Annotated in this window: 18 protein-coding genes, 1 pseudogene and 1 riboswitch; of the genes and pseudogenes, 12 read left to right on the top strand and 7 right to left on the bottom strand. The window is 61.5% G+C overall.

The features are described from left to right. The first annotated feature begins 73 nt into the window (after positions 1 to 73). Positions 74 to 169: riboswitch (TPP riboswitch) on the top strand. Positions 170 to 214: 45 nt separating this feature from the next. The 4 genes from thiM to KUV65_RS08615 are packed head-to-tail and all read left to right on the top strand — an operon-like array spanning position 215 to position 3,178. Further along, entirely contained in the window at positions 215 to 1,006 is a 792-nt protein-coding gene (gene thiM / locus KUV65_RS08630; protein WP_222189448.1) for a hydroxyethylthiazole kinase, read from the top strand. Further along, the gene (thiE, locus tag KUV65_RS08625; RefSeq protein WP_222189446.1) at positions 1,003 to 1,611 is read left to right on the top strand and encodes a thiamine phosphate synthase; all 609 of its coding nucleotides are present in this window, start codon (positions 1,003 to 1,005) and stop codon (positions 1,609 to 1,611) included. Before thiM ends, thiE begins: the two co-directional genes overlap by 4 nt. Beyond that, positions 1,608 to 2,411 carry a bifunctional hydroxymethylpyrimidine kinase/phosphomethylpyrimidine kinase gene (gene thiD / locus KUV65_RS08620; protein ID WP_222189444.1) on the top strand — a complete coding sequence of 268 codons (804 nt, stop codon included), beginning with the start codon at positions 1,608 to 1,610 and terminating at the stop codon, positions 2,409 to 2,411. The genes thiE and thiD overlap by 4 nt, the downstream gene beginning before the upstream one ends. Positions 2,412 to 2,413: 2 nt before the next feature. Next, complete coding sequence (locus tag KUV65_RS08615; RefSeq protein ID WP_222189442.1) at positions 2,414 to 3,178, top strand: 3-oxoacyl-ACP reductase; 765 nt, start codon at positions 2,414 to 2,416, stop codon at positions 3,176 to 3,178. 407 nt (positions 3,179 to 3,585) lie between these two features. On the opposite strand, the gene KUV65_RS08610 is transcribed toward KUV65_RS08615, so the two are convergent. The 7 genes and pseudogenes from KUV65_RS08610 to KUV65_RS08580 all read right to left on the bottom strand — a co-directional run bounded on the left by KUV65_RS08610 (position 3,586) and on the right by KUV65_RS08580 (position 8,491). Then, positions 3,586 to 3,996: a GFA family protein gene (locus tag KUV65_RS08610; RefSeq protein WP_222189440.1), complete on the bottom strand. Its 411-nt coding sequence runs from the start codon at positions 3,994 to 3,996 to the stop codon at positions 3,586 to 3,588. A gap of 113 nt (positions 3,997 to 4,109) precedes the next feature. After that, positions 4,110 to 4,349: pseudogene (locus tag KUV65_RS08605) on the bottom strand (transposase); the annotation flags it as partial. Positions 4,350 to 4,378: 29 nt separating this feature from the next. Then, on the bottom strand, positions 4,379 to 4,819 hold the full coding sequence (locus KUV65_RS08600) for an efflux RND transporter permease subunit (RefSeq protein ID WP_222189436.1): 441 nt from the start codon (positions 4,817 to 4,819) through the stop codon (positions 4,379 to 4,381). A gap of 143 nt (positions 4,820 to 4,962) precedes the next feature. After that, the gene (locus KUV65_RS08595; protein WP_222189434.1) at positions 4,963 to 5,352 is read right to left on the bottom strand and encodes a response regulator; all 390 of its coding nucleotides are present in this window, start codon (positions 5,350 to 5,352) and stop codon (positions 4,963 to 4,965) included. Between the two features lie 688 nt (positions 5,353 to 6,040). Continuing rightward, the gene (locus KUV65_RS08590; RefSeq protein WP_222189432.1) at positions 6,041 to 6,412 is read right to left on the bottom strand and encodes an Hpt domain-containing protein; all 372 of its coding nucleotides are present in this window, start codon (positions 6,410 to 6,412) and stop codon (positions 6,041 to 6,043) included. Then, positions 6,375 to 7,370: a response regulator gene (locus tag KUV65_RS08585; RefSeq protein ID WP_222189430.1), complete on the bottom strand. Its 996-nt coding sequence runs from the start codon at positions 7,368 to 7,370 to the stop codon at positions 6,375 to 6,377. The genes KUV65_RS08590 and KUV65_RS08585 overlap by 38 nt, the downstream gene beginning before the upstream one ends. A gap of 11 nt (positions 7,371 to 7,381) precedes the next feature. After that, positions 7,382 to 8,491 carry a response regulator gene (locus tag KUV65_RS08580; RefSeq protein WP_222189428.1) on the bottom strand — a complete coding sequence of 370 codons (1,110 nt, stop codon included), beginning with the start codon at positions 8,489 to 8,491 and terminating at the stop codon, positions 7,382 to 7,384. Positions 8,492 to 9,182: 691 nt separating this feature from the next. On the opposite strand from KUV65_RS08580, the gene KUV65_RS08575 reads away from it, so the two are divergent. The 8 genes from KUV65_RS08575 (at position 9,183) to trpB (ending at position 16,328) form a co-directional block, all read left to right on the top strand. Continuing rightward, positions 9,183 to 9,863, top strand: coding sequence for an N-acyl amino acid synthase FeeM domain-containing protein (locus KUV65_RS08575; protein WP_222189426.1), 681 nt, complete (start codon positions 9,183 to 9,185; stop codon positions 9,861 to 9,863). A 251-nt stretch (positions 9,864 to 10,114) separates the two neighbouring features. Beyond that, positions 10,115 to 10,894: a class I SAM-dependent methyltransferase gene (locus KUV65_RS08570; protein ID WP_222189424.1), complete on the top strand. Its 780-nt coding sequence runs from the start codon at positions 10,115 to 10,117 to the stop codon at positions 10,892 to 10,894. 16 nt (positions 10,895 to 10,910) lie between these two features. Next, positions 10,911 to 12,320, top strand: a complete 1,410-nt coding sequence (locus KUV65_RS08565) for a sensor histidine kinase (RefSeq protein WP_222189422.1) — start codon at positions 10,911 to 10,913, stop codon at positions 12,318 to 12,320. 316 nt (positions 12,321 to 12,636) lie between these two features. Continuing rightward, positions 12,637 to 12,924, top strand: a complete 288-nt coding sequence (ihfB, locus tag KUV65_RS08560; RefSeq protein ID WP_222189419.1) for an integration host factor subunit beta — start codon at positions 12,637 to 12,639, stop codon at positions 12,922 to 12,924. 22 nt (positions 12,925 to 12,946) lie between these two features. Next, positions 12,947 to 13,315, top strand: coding sequence for a lipopolysaccharide assembly protein LapA domain-containing protein (locus KUV65_RS08555; protein ID WP_222189417.1), 369 nt, complete (start codon positions 12,947 to 12,949; stop codon positions 13,313 to 13,315). A 10-nt stretch (positions 13,316 to 13,325) separates the two neighbouring features. Beyond that, the gene (locus tag KUV65_RS08550) at positions 13,326 to 13,982 is read left to right on the top strand and encodes a phosphoribosylanthranilate isomerase (protein WP_222189415.1); all 657 of its coding nucleotides are present in this window, start codon (positions 13,326 to 13,328) and stop codon (positions 13,980 to 13,982) included. Further along, positions 13,979 to 15,007 (top strand): hypothetical protein, encoded by a 1,029-nt coding sequence (locus tag KUV65_RS08545; protein ID WP_222189413.1) that lies wholly within the window; start codon positions 13,979 to 13,981, stop codon positions 15,005 to 15,007. Before KUV65_RS08550 ends, KUV65_RS08545 begins: the two co-directional genes overlap by 4 nt. Before the next feature lie 91 nt (positions 15,008 to 15,098). Beyond that, a complete protein-coding gene (gene trpB, locus KUV65_RS08540) occupies positions 15,099 to 16,328 on the top strand; it encodes a tryptophan synthase subunit beta (protein ID WP_222189411.1) in 1,230 nt (409 codons plus the stop codon). The last annotated feature ends 110 nt before the right edge of the window (positions 16,329 to 16,438 follow it).

Below are 16,438 nucleotides of genomic sequence, written 5' to 3'. Positions count from 1 at the left end.
CGCAAACCATCGACAGCCGCCTCTTCAGATCAGCAGCTCCGCTTGTATTCCTCCCACCTCCGTGCCAATTCTCAACGTGCAACAGGGGCGTCCGCCATGCGCGGGCTGAGAAGCACCCTTTGAACCTGACCCGGATCATGCCGGCGGAGGAAGTTGCGGGGATGGGCCCAATTGGGGAGTCCGTCTGCCGTGCCTCCGTCTGAAAGGAGGCACAATGCAGACCCCAGGATCATCTCTGGCGACCATGCGCGCGGCCACGCCGCTTGTTCACAACATCACCAATTTCGTCGCCATGAACGTGATGGCGAATGTCCTGCTGGCCATCGGCGCGTCGCCCGCCATGGTCCATGCCCGCGAGGAAGCCGCCGAGTTCGCCGCTTTGGCGCAAGCCTTGACGGTCAATATCGGCACGGCGGACCCGGACTGGGGCGCCGCGATGTACGAGGCCGCCGCCGTCATGGGCGAGGCGGACCGCCCTTGGGTCTTCGACCCGGTGGGCGTGGCGGCCACGCGGTTCCGGCAGGATCTGTCGGCCAAGCTGCTTGACCTCAAGCCGACCGTGGTGCGCGGCAATGCCTCGGAAATCCTCGCGCTGGCGGGTCTGGGCGGGGCCGCGCGCGGGGTCGATGCCGGTGATAGCGTCGAGGCTGCCGAAGACGCGGCCCGCGATTTGGCGTCACGCACCGGCGGAGTGGTCGCCGTGTCCGGTCCGGTCGACTTCATCACCGACGGCACGCGCGCCGCACGTGTCGCCAACGGCCACCCGATGATGGCGCGGATCACGGTCATGGGCTGCTCGCTGAACGGGGTCATCGCGGCCTTCTGCGCGGGCCAGCCCGCCTTTGACGCCACCGTCGCGGCGCTCGCGGCCTATGGTGTCGCGGGCGAGGTTGCAGGCGAAACAGCGCAAGGGCCGGGCAGCTTTCAGGTGGCCTTTCTCGATGCGCTCTATCACCTGACGCCCGAGGCGTTGAACACCGCCGCCCGGATCGAGGTCGTGGCATGATCGGCCCGGTCTACGTCGTGACCGACCCTAATGCGCCGCTTCCCCAGCGCGATCAGGCCATGGCCGCCGCCCGTGGTGGGGCTTGGGCGGTGCAGATCCGGGACAAGAGCGCCCCGGATGTCGAGGTCGCTCGGCTGGCCGACGCGTTGCTGGCCGATCTTGCCCCCATGGGCGTGCGCGTTTTCGTCAACGACCGGGTCGAAGTGGCGCGCGCAACGGGTGCCGACCTGCATATCGGTCAAGGCGATGGCGACCCGCTACGCGCCCGCGACCGGATCAAGCCGGATGCTCTGCTTGGCCTGTCCATCGAAACCGTCGCGCAATGCGCCCGCATCCCCGAGGGCGTGGATTATATCGGCGCGGGCCCGTTTCGCGCCACGGCGACCAAGCCCGACGCGGCCGCCCCCATGGGGGCCGAGGGCCTGGCCCGGATCGTCGCGGCCGCATCGGTGCCGACAATCGCGATCGGCGGGCTCACCTCGGGCGACATCGCGACCCTGAAACAGGCAGGTGCGGTTGGCATGGCCGTTGTTTCCGCCGTGACACGCGCCGCGGATCCCGAGGCGGCGACCCTCGCCCTGCTAAACACATGGAGGCAGCCATGATCCCCAACATCCTGTCCATCGCAGGATCCGACCCCTCCGGCGGGGCCGGCATCCAGGCCGATCTCAAGGCGATTTCGGCCAATGGCGGCTATGGCATGGCCGCGATCACGGCGCTGACGGCGCAGAACACGCAAGGGGTACGCGCCGTGACGCTGACCGAGCCCGACATGGTGGCCGCTCAGATCGCCGCCATCCACGACGACATCCGCATCGACGCCGTGAAGATCGGCATGCTGGGCAGCGCCGCGATCATCGAGGCTGTGGCCGAGGCGCTCTCAGGCCTGTCTGTGCCCGTGGTTCTGGACCCGGTCATGGTGGCCAAGGGGGGCGATCGCCTGCTGGCGACCGAGGCCGTGGCCACCCTGCGCGGCCGAGTTTTGCCGCTGGCTTCGGTCATCACGCCGAACCTGCCTGAGGCGGCGGACCTGCTGCACACCGACATGGCAACGGATCGGCCCGGCATGGAAGCGCAGGCGCAAGCTTTGCTGGCACTGGGGCCAAAGGCGGTTTTGTTGAAGGGCGGGCATCTTGAAAGCGATGAAAGTCCGGATCTGCTCCTGACCGCAGAGGGCGCCCATTGGATCGAGGGCACACGTTATGCCACGCGCAACACGCATGGCACCGGCTGCACCCTGTCCTCGGCGCTGGCGACGCAGTTGGGCCATGGCCTGCCGCTGCCCGAGGCCGTGGCGCGGGCGAAATCCTACATCGCCGAGGCCATCGCCCGATCAGGCGAGCTATCCGTCGGCTCCGGCCACGGCCCCGTCCACCACTTCCACGCGTTCCTTCCGGAGGCCTGACCATGGCGCAAGCACTCGACACCCAAACCGTCCTGATCACCGGCGCAGGGCGCGGCCTTGGCGCCGCGATCGCCCGCGCCTTTGCCCGCGAGGGCGCCCGCGTCGCGATCAATTACCGCAACAGCGCCGCACAGGCCGAGGCTTTGGCCGAAGAGCTTGGCCCCGGCGCAATGGCCTTCAAGGCCGATGTCACGGATACAGATGCCGTTTCCGCCATGGTGGCCGACGTAGCCGACCGGCTCGGCCCGCCGACGACCCTTGTGCATAATGCGTTGGCAGATTTTTCGTTTAACGGCGACGACCGGGCCAAGATCGACACGCTGACATGGCCCGCGATGGCCCGACAGGCCGAGGTCGCCGTGGGCGGGGCGTTGCACGCCATCCAGACGATGCGCCCCCATTTCGAGGCCGAGGGTGGCGGCAGCGTCGTAACCATCGGCACGAACCTCGTGCAGAACCCAGTGGTGCCTTATCACGACTACACGGCGGCCAAGGCGGCGCTGATGGCCTTCACACGCACCGCTTCCAAGGATCTTGGGCCGCTCGGCGTGCGGGTCAACATGGTGGCGGGCGGGTTGCTGCGCACCACCGACGCCAGTGCCGCGACGCCCGAGGCGGTGTTCGACATGATCGCCGGGCTGACGCCGCTCGGCCGCGTCACCACACCCGAGGATCTGGCCGACGCGGTGTTGTTCTTCGCCTCGCCGTGGTCGCGCGCGGTGACCGGCCAGACGCTGGTAGTCGACGGCGGGCTTGTCTGTGATTGACAGGCTGCGACAGGCTTGTGTCACTTAACGCCCTCTTGGCGATCATTGGTCTTACCTGCAACGGGCGGCCGTCTTCTACCTTGGTCGATGGATTGACGCGCCCGTCGCCATTCGACGATCAGTCATGCCTGCACGCACAGTTTGGCAGCGTGGACAGTACGGCCATTCGTGACCGACGCAGCGAAATTCCACTTCGCGCCTTCGCTCTCGAGGTCACGGCATTTGCACCTCCACCCCGAACCGGCCGTTCGTGTCGACTAACCATGACCCGCCGTAGCTTCATCGGTCCGGACATTCATGCAAGCCACGGCATCACGGCAAGGCTGAGTGTCGGCTGCGCAGATGAAGCTGACGGTCCCGTCCTCATGGTCAGGTTGTTGCCCGAGACACTTCATCGGTTCGACCATTCAGGCTGGAAGCCCCTCGATCCTGTCGATGGAGGCAAGATCGTTATCCCAATCCGCGCGACTGGACCAACAGATATGCGCGTTGGGTCGTATGTCGATCCGGCTGTCGAGCGACCCTGCCGGCACCACAAGCAAACCAAGCTCCGGCTGGGAAACTGGAAGCGCAGACCCGCAGTCGGAGCAAAAGCACTTCACGTGGCGTGTACCGGAAAGTTCGAATGTCTTGATACTTTCCACCCCTGACACCCAGGTGAGACTGGCCGTGGACGAAAACAAGTTTGCAGAATGGGCCGAGCCGCTGTCCTTACGGCAGCGGGAGCAGTGACACAGGAAAAAGGCTTGGAATTCTCCCGATATTCGGAATTTCACAGCGCCACAAAGGCATTGCCCGGTGATTGGATTATCGTTCATTCGTACTCCTCTCGACAGGCAAGCCGCCTTCCGCCAGTCGAACGCATTTTCGTTGATCTCAAGTATCCGCGTGTTGGATCACGGTCACAAGCGGCTCAGCCTAGGGTCAGGACTCATAACCAGAACATGACGGTTGCGGCGATGCAGATGGCGGAGAGGAACAGCTCGCAGCATCTGTCGTAGCGGGTGGCGATGTGGCGCCAGTCCTTGAGGCGGGCAAAGAGGTTCTCGACCCTGTGGCGTTGCTTGTAGAGCTTCCGGTCGTGACTGGCGGGTTTCCTCCGCCCGCGCCGGGCGGGGATGCAGGGCACGATCCCCTTGTCTGCAAGGGCTTCGCGGAGCCAGTTGGCACCGACAATCCGCTCAGATCCCAATCGAGATTTTAGCGGATTGCCAGATCGGGCAGCAGGTCCTCTTGCAAGAGGGTTCCGATCTCGGCGGCGCGGGCGGGGTTGTCTTCGGAAAGATCGCCGGTGACGGTCACGAGGCGGCGCCCGTTTTCCCGCGTGATGGTGGAAAAGGCGCGCAGGGTCTCGGCCGTGACAATCTCGCCCAGAGGCACGAACTGTCCCGGCGCAACGCGGATCAGGGTTGCCGCAAGGAAATCGGCGGTCTGTTCCGCTTCGGGCAGGCGCACGGTGACCTCGGTCGTGCGCGTGCCGGCGGGAAACTCGGCCGCCGTGATCCCGCGCAGGCGGGCGAACAATTCCGCGCCAATCTCGTCTTCGGATAGCCCGAGCGCCGCGCCTTGCGGCGTCAGGCGCAGCACCACCTCGTCGCGTCCGTAAGGCAGATCGTCCTCGAGGGGTCGCCAGAATATCAAGCGAATTCAGCTCAAACCCAAATCGCAAATCCGTTCGGCAAGTCTCACGTGGACGCGGCTCACGCATGCCGGAGAAGCGCGTGGGAGGATGCTGGCGAGCATGAGCTTGGAGACGCTGGCAGATCAGCGCATCCGGGCATTCCTTAACGCTTGCTCTCGTCCCAGATGCTTTTGATTTCGCTTCCTAACGTCATGGGATCGAACGGCTTTGTGATGACAGCGGTTGCACCTTCGGCCAACAGTTGTTCGGTAAACTCAGCTTCTGCTTTGGCCGTGACGAACACGACCGGGACATGCTGGAGCGGCTCTTCCTTTGCCAATTCGCTGGCCAGGGTTTGGCCCGACATACATGGCATCATCACGTCCAGAAGGATGAGCTGGGGCCGGAACTCAGAGGCTTTCTCCAACGCCTCTTTTCCCGAGGCGCATTGCAGCAGCTCGAAACTGTCTACGACCTCAAGCGCAAGCTGGACGATGGCGCGAATATCCTCGTCGTCGTCGACGTGCAGGATGCGTTTCAGTTCTTCGGCCATGGTATTCCTTACGAATCAATGGCTTAAAGTTCACTTTCGGAGACTCGAACACTCGTTACACATCTGCTCTTCGAAATTTCCAGCCGGTGAGTTCCTCTTGAGAGAAACTGCTGCGCCGGACCGCAAAACACACTTTGGTCCGTTCAGTATGCGACCGCAAAGACGAGATGGCTAAGACCGTCGCGCGTTAACGGTCGTGGCCGGTAGAGGCTCTACCTCCTGCCAAACCGTTGGTCACCCCCGAAAACAGATGCTCGAAGAAATCGGGGCGGGCATGCCTTGGCGCGGACCCTTCATCCAACCGCGACCCTAGCTCTTATGATACTACCCCGATTGGGCAGATGGAGCAATCGCCCGACGACGCACGGCGCTTTGATCTTCCGTAGCAGGACGGGCGTGTACGGTGGCTCCTGCCATTTTCGACCAGATCCTTCACCGCAGCCACATCCAGCTGACCTACCGCGGGGCGTTCATCCAGCCGGAAGCTGAAGCCGGTCGACCATTTTGCCGGTCGGCGTTGGTTGGGCAACTGCGCGATATGCGCCGCCAAATTCTCGCACAGGGGCGCGGTTGCTGGCGCAACTCGGAAACCACCCGAAAGAAACCCGGGACCCAGCCTTCCATGGCCATGGGCGCCGGATGTTGGTCGTTGTTCAGGCGCAGGGGGGAGGTCAGGCCTTGGCTTGGTTCAGGGCAACTCCGCCTCAAGCAGGTCCAGCAGGTATTCGATCTTTGAATCGAACTCTTCGAACATGCTCCACGAAAAGCTTTGTTGGAGGGCGCTCTGCAATCGAGCGTCCAGTTGCGCGGCTTCCTCTCCGATCGCGTGAAAGCCAAAAGATGCGGCCGTACCTGCAAGGCGATGAACTTCGTGGATCACGACCGCCAAAGCGTTTTCGGCCAGTTCGGGGTCTTTGGCTGCAATCCAACAGGTTTCGATCTTGAGGATGCGCTCGTCCAGGTTTTTCCTGAACTCGTCTTTAAGGCGCGCTAGATGTTCTTCGACCAGCTTGTATTTCGCACTATCCAATGACACCTGCATATTTGCTCGCACTTCCATATACTGACTGGTCTAACTTGTTACTGTCCGAAAAGATAGCTTTCCTGGCCGACGCAATAGCCCGTGTGATCATCTTCGTCGGCTTTTCCAAACTCAACAGCCTCACGGTGGCCGGTTTGCCCATGACGACGTCAGGCAGACGCAACCCGGCACCTTCATACACCGGCCCCAGTTGGGATATCATGTCGGCCACTTCCCAACGCACGTTTTCCCACTCGTCCGCAGTTTTTGCGTTCGTGACCGCGACGAAAAGGCCACTGCCGGTGTAAGCCAGCAAATGCGGTGTGCGCCCAAGTGCGCTGCTGATCACAGTTGCCGTGTCGGCCATGATATCCGAAAAATCCACTCCGCCGAATTCATCGAGAAGTCCGCGGGCATTGGCGACGCGGAACCCGACGGCCGCACTGGATTTGAGACGAATATTTCCGAGTTTGAGAAGGTAGTTTTCGATTGCCATGACGCTTGTCAGGCAATCCGGTTCATCGATCAGGTAAGGCTTGTCAAAGGCGAAGGACACCGATTGACCATCATCGGAGTCGACAACGCTTTGGTTTAGAAGCTGCGTCTGCCGCCTCGCTTCCGCGAGGCTTGCGGCCATGGAGAGACGCGCTTGCAGCTCGACGGGTTTGAGCGGTTTGGTGATGTAGTCGTTGGCACCGGCAAGAAACGCGTTATCGATCGACGCTTTTTCCGCGTTTGCCGTGATCATGATGATCGGCGTGTAACGGAACCGCTCGATGGCACGGATGCGACGGACAAGCTCGATGCCGTTCATCGGTGCCATCTGGATGTCGACCAGAAAGCAATCGAAATTGTTGCTGGGAACGCTCAGGAATTCCAGCGCCTGCTTTGCAGAGGTGGTGTATTTCGCGTCGGTGTAACCGATTTCCTTCAGCGCTGCCGAGAGCAGTTCGCAAAAGAGAAGTTCGTCGTCGACAGCAAGGATCTTCATGTCCATGTGAGATATCCTTACCCAGTCGGACCGCGGCTATTGAGCCGGTTGGGCCAGCGATCGTCGTTGCGGTCGTCCATGAGCGACGTCAGCAGGTCCGAGTAGGCACTTTTTTCCAGACGTGCCTCTTCGGGATGACGTCGCATGAGCGATCGAGGGCGCTGTTGCCTTGCGTGCATGTCCTGGCCGTAGACGTCGCCATGCGCAACGCTGCGCGCCTCGGCGCTGAGAACTGCCGTGGCCAGCGCATCAAGCGCATCGGCGTAGGCCCCTTGGCCAAGCGGGACTTCCTGGCCAACCAGCAGAAGAACGGGCGTCTGCGATCGTTCTTCGGCGATGTCTTGGCAAAGCGCGTTCAGGGTCGTCTCACGATCGGCACTCGGCCACAGCTTCATCCGCCGTTCCAAGATGCAAAGAAACGTGCCGTCACCACGGTATGACATCACCCCACCATCTGTCAGGAGGGCGCCGCGAATGGCATCGCCGACAAGGGTCAGTGCGGCCTCGAACCCTGACAAGGACCGCATCGCAGAATGCCGATCTTCGTCGGCGATCCGAACCGCGACGGTCGAGAGCCGCGCCCTGGGCTTTCGCACGAGCTGGCGGAGGTAGTTTTCGAATTCGACATAGTCGATCAAACCCTCGACGCCACGCACCGGGACAGGGTCCTGGAACCAGTTCTTTCCCGCATCGTAGACATCGCGTCTTGCCTCGCCCGACCGGCCCGCCTGCTGACTTTGCCATGCCTTGTCCAAGGCGAGCCGTTGGGCCGCTTGCAGCCGCCGCGGCAGATCGTGCAGGTCAACCGGTTTGCTGACATAGTCCGTCGCCCCCGCCGAAAACGCCTGGCCCAGTTCCTGCATCTCTTGCGAGGCAGTCATCATGACGATCGGTGTATGTTCATGCCCCGGCGATTGGCGGATCTCCCGAACGAGGGCGATCCCGTCCATGTCCGGCATCTTGATGTCGCACAAGAAGCAGTCGTAGGGGTCCTTTGCATCGGAGATCGCTTCAAGCGCCGCGACTGCCGAAGGGGCAGCGTTGACGTTGTGGTGCGTCGCAATACCGAGAAAGTGTGCGACGAGATCCAGTGCAATCGGATCGTCATCAACCAACATAACTTTCATCACGTCTCCAGAATCATCGGCCCCCACCGACGCTTCTGTTATCGCTAATGATTTGGGCTGATTTTTGTCGGAGAAGAGACGTTTGCCGCCGGGGTATGCCGTTTTCGCCTTTGGAATGACACTTTTCCTTGCGCCGTCCCTCCGCCGCCTCGGGCGTCCGCGAGACCGACATTCAAGTCATGCTCAACGTGGCTTTGTAACGTCCAAACCGATTTGAAAATCTACAGGCGCGAGCTGAAGTTGCGCGGATGGGTTCAGCGCTCACCTCAACAATAAGCTGCAACGCAGCGAAAACGGCTGGTGTTGCCTCACCGTTCTTCCGGTCGAGGCCGCGCAGAACTACCCTTATTGTGCTCAGAAAGGAAACAGTCCGCGGCATATTTGTGCTTTGTGGACAAATCGGCTTGCAATAGCCGTTCTGCAGTTTAACCTCTTGATAAGACGGTAATCTGTTCAACTCAAGCTTTCCTCGGAAAGGGCTGGGTCGTGGCAAGCAAACCGTCCCCGGCTTGCACCGATGCACCCGTCCAACTTGCTACCGACTGGCTTCGCCAGCTCAACCGGACATTGCGATCCGATGCCACCGAGGCCGGTTTCAAGACCCTAATGCAGCAACCCACTGGTTGCGATGACTGCGGTCGCTTTGTGCGTCGCACCACGCCAAAATCGCGCCCAAGCGCAAGGAGCGCTCATGAACGAGCAGGTCATTAGTGCACTGAAGCACTCCCGCTACCGAGTTCTCACCGATAATGAGAGCCTCAAGGAGGTCTATCGCCTGCGCTACAAGTGCTATCGCGCCGAAAATTCGATCGCCGAGGATGAGCGCGGAATCATGACCGACCCGTTCGACGAGACCGAGAACTGCGTCCAGGTCGCGGTCGAGATGGACGGCAAGATCCTCTCTGCGGTGCGCCTTCACATCGTGACGGCGGCTTCGCCGATCTCGCCGACGTTGGAGGTTTTTCCCGAACTCAAGGAAAATCTGGAGCGCGGCGAGATAATCCTCGATCCGACCAGGTTCGTCGTGGACCCCACGGCGCGCCAGCAGCGCGTGCCGCTGAATTTCCTGACGCTCCGTGTGCCGGTTCTGGCCACGATCTTCTACGACGTGGACATTGCACTGGCTCCCGTCCGGCCGGAACACAGTGCTTTCTATCGCCGTTACCTCGGTCATAAACCCGTTCTTGAACCGCGTGTTTACCCGGGATTGGCCAAGCGCATCGAGCTTCTGATCGCCAAGCGTGAACAGCGTGATGCTGTTCTGGCGCGCACGCCGGTCTTTGGTCCGTTGGAGGACTTCCCGGACTCCAATGTCGATTTCCCCAAGCTTCCCGGCGTTTCCTCCAAGGTGGGTCGGTCGAGCGCAGCCTGACCGAGGCACGCCAGCCTTTCTTGCATCCAAGTGCACCCGCTCCGCGTTCCCTTGCGTCCGGCAGAGTGAATGCGGCCAGGCGCGGATACCGGTGCCTTGCCTTGAATTGTGCAAAGAAACAGACCCTTCCTGCCCAAGAAAAGGCCGATTCCGGGATCATTCCTTAACGCGGATCTAGTTCTTCCGCCGCTTAAGAAACGGGCCTGACACGGCTGGGGAACATTCACACCTAAGCTGTGGAGTTTTGGCGCATGCCTTCAGACGCTCTTGCCGGGGCCATCGCACGTTTGACATCAGATCGGCCGAACTCGGCCCAGGCGTCGGCGCCAACCAATTGGAGCGCCTACGCAACAGCCTATGACATGCTTGCCGAGTACAACCCTGCCTATCAAGAACTCGTGCAGGATTTCGCCGCGTTCCTTTCGACGATCGAGGCGCCGGACCTTGTCTACGATATCGGCGGCGGCACCGGAAACTACACACAGGTCGCCGCCCGGTCCTGCCCGGCAAGCGAGATCCGCTTTGTCGAGCCCGACGATGGCATGATGTCAGCGGCACGATCCAAGCTGGCAGGCCACCCGAACATCGCCTTCGACGGGCGTCCGTTCGAAGCGATCGACGCGGCCGGTGCGGCCGATCTCGTGATCTGCGTGCATGCGCTTTATGCCATGCCTCAGCCCGAGCAACGCCTCAGGGACCTTGCGCGTTTGCTTCGCCCCGGTGGCTGGCTCTACCTGATCGACTTGGGCCGATACCTCGATGTGGCGGAATGGCGGGGCTACCTGTTCGACCATCTGAGGAAGGAACACGGTCTCTTCAACGCGCTTCGTATCGCCTGGCAAGCGCGCCAGATCGCCAGACAAAACAAGGCCATCCTCACGGCCCAGAAAAAGGGTATCTACTGGACCCATTCCGAAGCCGAGATCGCATCCCTCGTCACGTCCGCAGGTTTGCAGATCCACCGGCAGCAACCGGTTTATCGCGGTTACAGCGATCTTCTGATCTGCACAAAACCCGGGTCCACGGAATGAAGCGAAAGCAAAAGACATGATGGACTTGAAGGCGCTATGGTCAGCCCGGTCGCAGTGGTTTTCTTCGGCAGGCCGCGAGCAGCACATCAAGGATTACATGATCCTGACCAATCAGCTTGTCTGGAAGCGGCACGCGAGCTTTCTGACCGTGGCAGCATTGGCGGCCTTCTACTACGATCCCGTTCTGGCCGCAGCGTGCTACACTCTTATTGCGCTGACCGAAGTACTGGATGAGAGGTTGGGGCGCGAGTCTGCGGCGTGGGATGGTACGGACTCTTCTGTAGGGGATTCGATCCTCAGGCGTATAGGCCGAAATACCGTCTTGAGCGCCACGGCCATCAGCATTTTCGTGATCAGCTTGGCGCTCCAACAGACATCCGGCGGGCATTTCACGCCACTCTTCTTCCTGTTCTCGGCATCGCTCTTCGCGGCAATGTACAATAGCCAGATGATGAGTATCCTGTTCTTGCGCCTTTCAATATATGGCGTCGCCTTTCTTGTTATCGCCTTTCTCGATATTATCCGGTTCTTTCCACCGCTCGACTCTCACGTTTGGCTGGACTTTTTCACAATCATGTTGGTGCTCTATTTCTTGGCCGACATCTCTTTGAAGTTCTATCAGAATTACCAAAAGCAGCTGGAACAGCTGAAATTGATACGCGAGGAAAACGAACGCACGAAGGCCGCCTACGAGGTCAAATCGCAGTTCCTGTCCACGGTCAGCCACGAGTTGCGCACGCCGCTGACGTCACTCAAGGCCTCGCTCGACCTGGTGAACAAGGGCGCCCTCGGTGAAGTCCCCGAGCATTTGAAACGCGCGATCGGCATTGCGGCCAAGAATGGGGAAACCCTTGCCGTCCTGATCGATGACCTGCTCGATCTGCAGAAAATCGAGGCTGGCGAGATGAAGTTCAGGTTCAAACCGGTGAACGTGAACGACCTCGTAACCGAAGCTGTCGAAACCACCGCCGATTTCGCCGCCAAGCTGGGAATCCAGGTCACGATAACGCCTTGTGCCGAAGATGGCCGCATCAACGGCGATCGAAGCCGCTTGATCCAGGTGATGAACAACCTGCTGTCAAACGCCCTCAAATTTTCGGAGGCGGGCAGCACGGTGAATGTGCGTGTGGAAACCCTTGGGTCCCGCATCCGCGTTTCGGTAGAAGACACCGGCGTTGGTATCCCCGAAGGTGCAAAAGAGCGCGTGTTCGGCAAGTTCACCCAGGTCGACTCGTCCGATATCCGCAAGGTCGGCGGCACAGGCTTGGGGCTCAACATCGCCAAGCAGATTGTCGAGCGCCACGATGCCTCTATCGACTACGTGAGCGAACTGGGCGTCGGAACAACCTTTTTCCTGGATTTCGATCGGCTGGAAGACACGCAACACGAAAGCGCCAGTTTGCAAGCCACCGCCAAAGTCGCGTGAAGCGGTTCCAAGGCGCCACTGCGCCTGCCGATGGACAGCAATGGCATCCTTTTCAAAACATTGCATCGCGAAGCTCTGGCGGCGCGTTGGCGAAGGTGCAGCGGAGATCGCCGCCGAAGCCGAACGGTGCGCGAATCGCCCCTTGGCGGAAGTCGATCACAGCGCCACAGGAGCGCGTTTCGCAGGGGCAAAGGGCAGAAAGAGGGCTTTGAAACAGCCGCTTGGCCCGTTTTCGGGCAGCTTTCACAGTATCAAATCGTACGGTGTCGACGTATAGTGCGACCTTAGCGGCGCTGCCAAGCCGGGAGGAATTGACATGATACGCTCGGAACTGATCCAGAAGCTGGCCGACGAGAATCCGCATCTCTACCAACGGGATGTCGAACGCATCGTGAATGCGATCTTCGAGGAAATCATCGAGGCGATGGCAAATGGAAACCGCGTCGAATTGCGCGGGTTCGGGGCGTTTTCGGTCAAGAAACGCGACGCGCGCGTGGGCCGCAACCCTCGCACCGGCGAGAGTGTCGAGGTCGAGGAAAAACACGTACCTTTCTTCAAGGCCGGGAAGCTGCTACGCGACAGGTTGAACGGCCAGGACGCGTGACTACTGCAACCCGGGGGTGGGCATGAAACTTATCCGCTACTTGAAGTATCTGTTTCTCATTGTTGTGGCGATCGGCCTCGTCGTTCTGGCGATGGCGAACCGTGATCCGGTCTCCCTGACGATCCTGCCTAGCGAATTGGCGCTGTGGACCGGGGTCGATTACGCGATCGAGCTGCCGCTGTTTCTCGTGATCCTGGGCGGTGTCGTGACCGGTGTGCTGGTCGGCTTCGTCTGGGAATGGCTGCGCGAGCATCGCCACCGGGCGGCTGCGGCGACCAACAAGCGCGAGGCGCGCAAGCTGGAGCGCGAGGTCGAGACGCTCAAGGGCCAGAAGAACGAGCACAAGGACGAGGTGCTCGCCCTGATCGAGGATGCGAGCCCCGCCCGCTGATCCACACGCCATGTCGGTTTCCGTCAAGATCTGCGGCCTGACGCGGCCCGAAGACGTGGCGTCCGCCGCCGAGGCGGGCGCGCGTTACGTCGGTTTCGTGTTCTTTGCGAAATCCCCGCGCCATGTCTCGGTCGAGCAGGCGCGGGCGCTGGCGCTCGACGTGCCGCCGGGTGTGGCCAAGGTGGCGCTGACGGTCGATGCCGAAGATGCGGTGCTGGAGGAGATCGTCGCGCGCGTGCCGCTGGACATGCTGCAGTTGCACGGACACGAAAGCCCCGAGCGGGTGGCCGAGTTGCGCGCGCGCTACGGCCTGCCCGTGATGAAAGCCATCGGCGTGCGGGACGCGGCCGATCTGGCCGAGATCGACCGCTACGCGCCCGTGGCCGACCAGCTTCTGATCGATGCGAAACCGCCCGAGGGGGCCGACCTGCCCGGTGGCAATGGGCTGGCCTTTGACTGGCGGCTTCTGGCGGGGCGCAAATACTGGACGGTGCCGTGGATGCTGGCCGGTGGCCTGACGCCCGAGAACGCCGCCGAGGCAGTGCGGCTGACCGGGGCGAAGCAGGTGGACGTGTCTTCCGGGGTCGAGGCGGCGCCGGGGGTGAAAAATGCGGGCAAGATCGCCCGGTTCATCCAGAACGTACAGGGTGAAGGCACCTCCCCATGACGAGCAAGCTGATTCTCCATCTTGGCCTGAACAAGACCGGGACGACGAGCATCCAGCGTAGTTTTCAATCCCTCGACGAACCCGGCTTGCGTTACCTCGATGCCGGTGCGCCGAACCATTCTCGCTTGATGATCAATTACGGACGGCACCTGAGCGGGCAACCGCTTGAGCCGCTGGCCGAGCGGGATGTCCCTTTGGCGCCGGAAATTGGGTTGCAAACGTTACTCGACGCGCTCGACGACCCGAAGCCGGGCACACTTGTGATCTCGGCCGAGTTCCTGTCGGCACCCCGGTTGAGCCACGCGTCGGCGGCCGACATGGTCGCCGATTTTCGGCGCCGCGTAGAGGATGTTCGCGCCTTGGTCTATGTGCGGGAACCGATTTCCTACATGCGCAGCGTTTTGCAGCAGGGCATCAAGCGAAACGGCAAGTTGCGGATGGACCCCGCGTATTACTATCCGCGCTTTCGCACCCGTCTGGCGCCTTGGGAAGAGGCACTGGGCCGTGATGCGATCAGCTATGCGATCTTCGACCGCGCGAGTTTCGCAGGGGGCGATTTGCTGACCGATTTCGCCAATCGGATCGGGGCGCGCGCCGTCCCGGAACGTGTGGAAGCAAACCCATCATTGTCGGCTGAGGCATTCGCCTTGTTCTATGCGCTGCGAAAGTTCCGGGAAGCCGAAGCCCCGACTGATGTCAGCGATGCCGATATGCGCCGTGCGCTGGCTGATCTTATGCAGGTCAAAGGCCGAAATTTCGAATTCGCGCCCGACGGTTGCCGAGAGGTCATTGCCGCACACTCGGCTGACCTGGCCTGGATGGAAGACCGGGTGGGTTGCCCGCTTCCCGGCTATCGCCCGCCCGAGGATGCCATCGTGTTTAATACCGAAGCTGATGTGCTGGCCTATGCCGAGCACTTGGGGTTCGACCCTCATGCCTTGCTGTGTCGTACCGCATCTCGACGCCGCGCGCCGGTGCATAGTTTGCGCCGCAAGCTTGCCCGGCTCTGGACGGCGACCCGGTAAGCGCCGGAATGAGCCGGAACGAGGACGGTGCCCATGGCAAACCCCGCATGACTGCCCTAGAACATGGTCAACACCGATATTGAGGACTGACATGGCCAACGACCTTCCCAACTCCTTCATGACCGGGCCCGACGAGAAGGGGCGCTTCGGCGATTTCGGGGGGCGGTTCGTCTCCGAGACGCTGATGCCGCTGATTCTGGAGCTGGAGCAGCAATACGAGCACGCCAAGACCGACCAGAGCTTCTGGGACGAGATGGATTTCCTGTGGAAGCATTATGTCGGCCGTCCCAGTCCGCTGTATTTCGCGGAACGGCTGACCGAACGCCTGGGCGGGGCGAAAATCTATTTCAAGCGCGACGAGCTGAACCACACCGGCGCGCACAAGATCAACAACGTGCTGGGCCAGATCATCCTGGCCCGCCGCATGGGCAAGACGCGGATCATCGCGGAAACCGGCGCGGGCCAGCACGGGGTGGCCACGGCAACGGTTTGCGCGAAGTTCGGGCTGAAATGCATTGTCTACATGGGCGCCACGGATGTGGAGCGTCAGGCCCCGAACGTGTTCCGCATGAAGCTGCTGGGCGCCGAGGTCGTGCCGGTGACCTCTGGCCGCGGCACGTTGAAGGATGCAATGAATGATGCCCTGCGCGACTGGGTGACCAATGTACGCGACACGTTCTATTGCATCGGCACGGTGGCCGGCCCGCACCCCTATCCGGCGATGGTCCGCGATTTCCAGGCGATCATCGGCAAGGAAACCAGGGAACAGATCATGGAGGCGGAGGGCCGCCTCCCCGACACGGTCATCGCGGCCATCGGCGGTGGCTCGAACGCGATGGGCCTGTTCTACCCGTTCCTCGATGACAAGTCGGTCAATATCATCGGCGTCGAGGCCGGCGGCCACGGCGTGAACGAGAAGATGGAGCATTGCGCGTCGCTGACCGGTGGGCGTCCCGGCGTGCTGCATGGCAACCGCACCTACCTGTTGCAGGACGAGGACGGACAGATCCTCGAAGGCCATTCCATCTCGGCGGGTCTCGATTACCCCGGTATCGGGCCGGAGCATTCCTGGCTGCACGAGATCGGGCGCGCGGAGTATGTCTCGATCACCGACAAGGAAGCGCTTGAGGCGTTCCAACTGTCCTGTGAGACCGAGGGGATCATCCCGGCGTTGGAGCCCAGCCACGCGCTGGCCCACGTCACCAAGATCGCGCCGGATCTGCCCAAGGACCACCTGATCGTGATGAACATGTGCGGCCGGGGCGACAAGGATATCTTCACCGTCGCCCGCGCGCTGGGCTGGGATATCGAGGGCGGCTGATCCCGCCCAGATCTGTTGGCGATCAAAGGCCCCCGCGTCCATGGCGATGCGGGGGCTTTGTTTTTCGGGGAAACGCATCCCGTAAACCCAAGGTATATGGGCATAGCGCC

The sequence above is a fragment of the Maritalea mobilis genome (assembly GCF_019800885.1).
Classification (GTDB): Bacteria; Pseudomonadota; Alphaproteobacteria; order Rhodobacterales; family Rhodobacteraceae; genus Roseibacterium; species Roseibacterium beibuensis.
Note: the sequence above shows the minus strand (reverse complement) of the source record. Positions and strands in the feature narration are given on the sequence as shown.

Excerpts from the sequence above, each read along its gene's own strand:
- KUV65_RS08545 (WP_222189413.1), top strand. The coding sequence starts at position 13,979 with ATGACGAGCAAGCTGATTCTCCATCTTGGCCTGAACAAGACCGGGACG.
- thiE (WP_222189446.1), top strand. The coding sequence starts at position 1,003 with ATGATCGGCCCGGTCTACGTCGTGACCGACCCTAATGCGCCGCTTCCC.
- KUV65_RS08580 (WP_222189428.1), bottom strand. The coding sequence starts at position 8,491 with ATGAAAGTTATGTTGGTTGATGACGATCCGATTGCACTGGATCTCGTC.
- KUV65_RS08555 (WP_222189417.1), top strand. The coding sequence starts at position 12,947 with ATGAAACTTATCCGCTACTTGAAGTATCTGTTTCTCATTGTTGTGGCG.
- thiD (WP_222189444.1), top strand. The coding sequence starts at position 1,608 with ATGATCCCCAACATCCTGTCCATCGCAGGATCCGACCCCTCCGGCGGG.
- KUV65_RS08615 (WP_222189442.1), top strand. The coding sequence starts at position 2,414 with ATGGCGCAAGCACTCGACACCCAAACCGTCCTGATCACCGGCGCAGGG.
- KUV65_RS08590 (WP_222189432.1), bottom strand. The coding sequence starts at position 6,412 with ATGGAAGTGCGAGCAAATATGCAGGTGTCATTGGATAGTGCGAAATAC.
- thiM (WP_222189448.1), top strand. The coding sequence starts at position 215 with ATGCAGACCCCAGGATCATCTCTGGCGACCATGCGCGCGGCCACGCCG.
- KUV65_RS08575 (WP_222189426.1), top strand. The coding sequence starts at position 9,183 with ATGAACGAGCAGGTCATTAGTGCACTGAAGCACTCCCGCTACCGAGTT.
- KUV65_RS08550 (WP_222189415.1), top strand. The coding sequence starts at position 13,326 with ATGTCGGTTTCCGTCAAGATCTGCGGCCTGACGCGGCCCGAAGACGTG.
- KUV65_RS08585 (WP_222189430.1), bottom strand. The coding sequence starts at position 7,370 with ATGGACATGAAGATCCTTGCTGTCGACGACGAACTTCTCTTTTGCGAA.
- KUV65_RS08595 (WP_222189434.1), bottom strand. The coding sequence starts at position 5,352 with ATGGCCGAAGAACTGAAACGCATCCTGCACGTCGACGACGACGAGGAT.
- KUV65_RS08610 (WP_222189440.1), bottom strand. The coding sequence starts at position 3,996 with ATGAACGATAATCCAATCACCGGGCAATGCCTTTGTGGCGCTGTGAAA.
- KUV65_RS08565 (WP_222189422.1), top strand. The coding sequence starts at position 10,911 with ATGATGGACTTGAAGGCGCTATGGTCAGCCCGGTCGCAGTGGTTTTCT.
- trpB (WP_222189411.1), top strand. The coding sequence starts at position 15,099 with ATGGCCAACGACCTTCCCAACTCCTTCATGACCGGGCCCGACGAGAAG.
- KUV65_RS08570 (WP_222189424.1), top strand. The coding sequence starts at position 10,115 with ATGCCTTCAGACGCTCTTGCCGGGGCCATCGCACGTTTGACATCAGAT.
- ihfB (WP_222189419.1), top strand. The coding sequence starts at position 12,637 with ATGATACGCTCGGAACTGATCCAGAAGCTGGCCGACGAGAATCCGCAT.